We start from the raw sequence: 2,409 nt of genomic DNA on the forward strand, positions 1-2,409 counted from the left end.
GGGGTGATCCCGGCCGACGCCAAGCAGCCCTTCGATGTACGCGAGGTGATCGCCCGTATCGTCGACGGCTCAGTCTTCGACGAGTTCAAGGCGCTGTTCGGTGCCACCCTGGTCTGCGGCTTTGCGCATATCCAGGGCTACCCGATCGCCATTCTCGCCAATAACGGCATCCTGTTCGCCGAGTCGGCGCAGAAAGGCGCGCATTTCATCGAGCTGGCCTGCCAGCGCGGCATCCCCCTGCTGTTCCTGCAGAACATCACCGGCTTTATGGTCGGGCAGAAGTACGAGGCCGGCGGCATCGCCAAACACGGCGCCAAGCTGGTCAACGCGGTGGCCTGCGCCAAGGTGCCGAAATTCACCGTGATCATCGGCGGCAGCTTCGGCGCAGGCAACTACGGCATGTGCGGCCGCGCCTACGATCCACGCTTCCTGTGGATGTGGCCGAACGCGCGGATCGGCGTGATGGGCGCCGAACAGGCCGCCGGCGTGCTGGTCCAGGTCAAGCACGAACAGGCCGAACGCGCCGGGCAGCGCTTCTCCGCCGAGGACGAGGGCAAACTCAAGCAGCCGATCCTCGAACAGTACGAGCGCCAGGGTCACCCCTACTACTCCAGCGCACGGCTATGGGACGACGGCGTCATAGACCCGGCGCAGACCCGCGAGGTGCTCGGCTTGGCGCTGTCCGCCAGCCTCAATGCGCCGATCGAGCCGACCAGCTTTGGCGTGTTCCGCATGTAGGCCGCGCACACCATTGTTCAATGTATTGGTGCGCACGGCGCACCCTACGGAATCGATATGACCGACTTCAGCACCATCCAACTGGAAACAGACCCACGCGGTTTCGCCACTCTCTGGCTGAATCGCGCCGACAAGAACAACGCCTTCAACGCCGCGATGATCCGCGAGCTGATCCTCGCCCTCGACGCGGTGATGACCGACAAATCCCTGCGCTTCTTGCTGCTGCGTGGCCGCGGCAAGCACTTCTCCGCCGGCGCCGACCTGGCCTGGATGCAGCACGCGGCGACCCTCGACTACAGCGCCAACCTGGCCGATTCGCGCGAATTGGCCGAGCTGATGCACAACCTCTACCAGCTGAAGATCCCGACCCTGGCCGTGGTCCAGGGTGCGGCCTTCGGCGGTGCCCTGGGTCTGATCAGTTGCTGCGACATGGCGATTGGTGCCATTGATGCCCAGCTGTGCCTGTCGGAGGTGCGCATCGGCCTGGCCCCGGCGGTAATCAGCCCCTTCGTCGTGCAGGCCATCGGCGAACGCGCGGCGCGCCGCTATGCCCTGACCGCCGAGCGTTTCAGCGGCGAGCGGGCCCGTGAACTGGGCCTGTTTGCCGAGAGCTACCCGGCCGAGGCGCTGGACGACGCCGTCAACGACTGGGTCGCCAACCTGCTGCTCAACAGCCCGCAGGCCATGCAGGCGAGCAAGGACCTGCTCAAGGAAGTCGCCAGCGGCGTGCTCACCCCGGCCCTGCGCCGTTACACCGAAAACGCCATCGCCCGCATCCGCGTCAGCGCCGAAGGCCAGGAAGGCTTGCGCGCGTTCCTCGATAAACGCAAACCCAGCTGGCAGGAGCAACAATGACTATTCCTCGCGATCTAGTGCTCCATACCGTTCAGTGCGGTAGCTGGCTCGATAAACGCCAATCCCTCTGGCAGGAGCAACAAGCATGAGCCTCACGCACATCGACACCCTGCTGATCGCCAACCGCGGCGAAATCGCCTGCCGCGTCATGCGCACGGCCAAGGCCATGGGCATCAAGAGCGTGGCGGTGCACAGCGCCATCGACCGTAACGCCCGCCACGTGCGCGAGGCGGACATGGCCATCGACCTGGGCGGCGCCAAGCCGGCCGACAGCTACCTGCGTATCGACGCCCTGCTCAACGCGGCCAAGGCCAGCGGCGCCCAGGCCATCCACCCGGGCTATGGCTTCCTCTCGGAGAACGCCGGTTTCGCCCGCGCCATTGAACAGGCCGGCCTGCTGTTCCTCGGCCCGCCCGCCAGCGCCATCGACGCCATGGGCAGCAAATCCGCCGCCAAGGCGCTGATGGAGGCCGCCGGCGTGCCCCTGGTGCCCGGTTACCACGGCGAGGCCCAGGATATCGAGACCTTCCGCGCCGCCGCCGACGTCATCGGCTACCCGGTACTGCTCAAGGCCACCGCCGGCGGTGGCGGCAAGGGCATGAAGGTGGTCGAACGCGAAAGCGAACTGGCCGAGGCCCTGGCCAGCGCCCAGCGCGAGGCGCAATCCTCGTTCGGCGATTCACGCATGCTGGTCGAGAAATACGTACTCAAGCCGCGCCACGTGGAGATCCAGGTGTTTGCCGACCAGCACGGCCACTGCCTGTACCTCAACGAACGCGACTGCTCGATCCAGCGCCGCCACCAGAAGGTGGTCGA

3 protein-coding genes are annotated in these 2,409 nt (G+C 66.1%); all 3 read left to right on the forward strand.

All coding sequences use genetic code 11. From position 1 onward, the window contains the following. A partial coding sequence (locus tag G9C89_RS25705; protein ID WP_315852850.1) for a carboxyl transferase domain-containing protein occupies positions 1 to 738 on the forward strand: 738 nt, incomplete at its 5' end. A 57-nt stretch (positions 739 to 795) separates the two neighbouring features. After that, a complete protein-coding gene (locus tag G9C89_RS25710; protein WP_172153351.1) occupies positions 796 to 1,593 on the forward strand; it encodes a gamma-carboxygeranoyl-CoA hydratase in 798 nt (265 codons plus the stop codon). Positions 1,594 to 1,678: 85 nt separating this feature from the next. Beyond that, on the forward strand, positions 1,679 to 2,409 hold a 731-nt coding region (locus G9C89_RS25715), incomplete at its 3' end, for a biotin carboxylase N-terminal domain-containing protein (protein WP_172153353.1).

This window comes from Pseudomonas tumuqii (assembly GCF_013184545.1).
GTDB classification, from domain to species: Bacteria; Pseudomonadota; Gammaproteobacteria; order Pseudomonadales; family Pseudomonadaceae; genus Aquipseudomonas; species Aquipseudomonas tumuqii.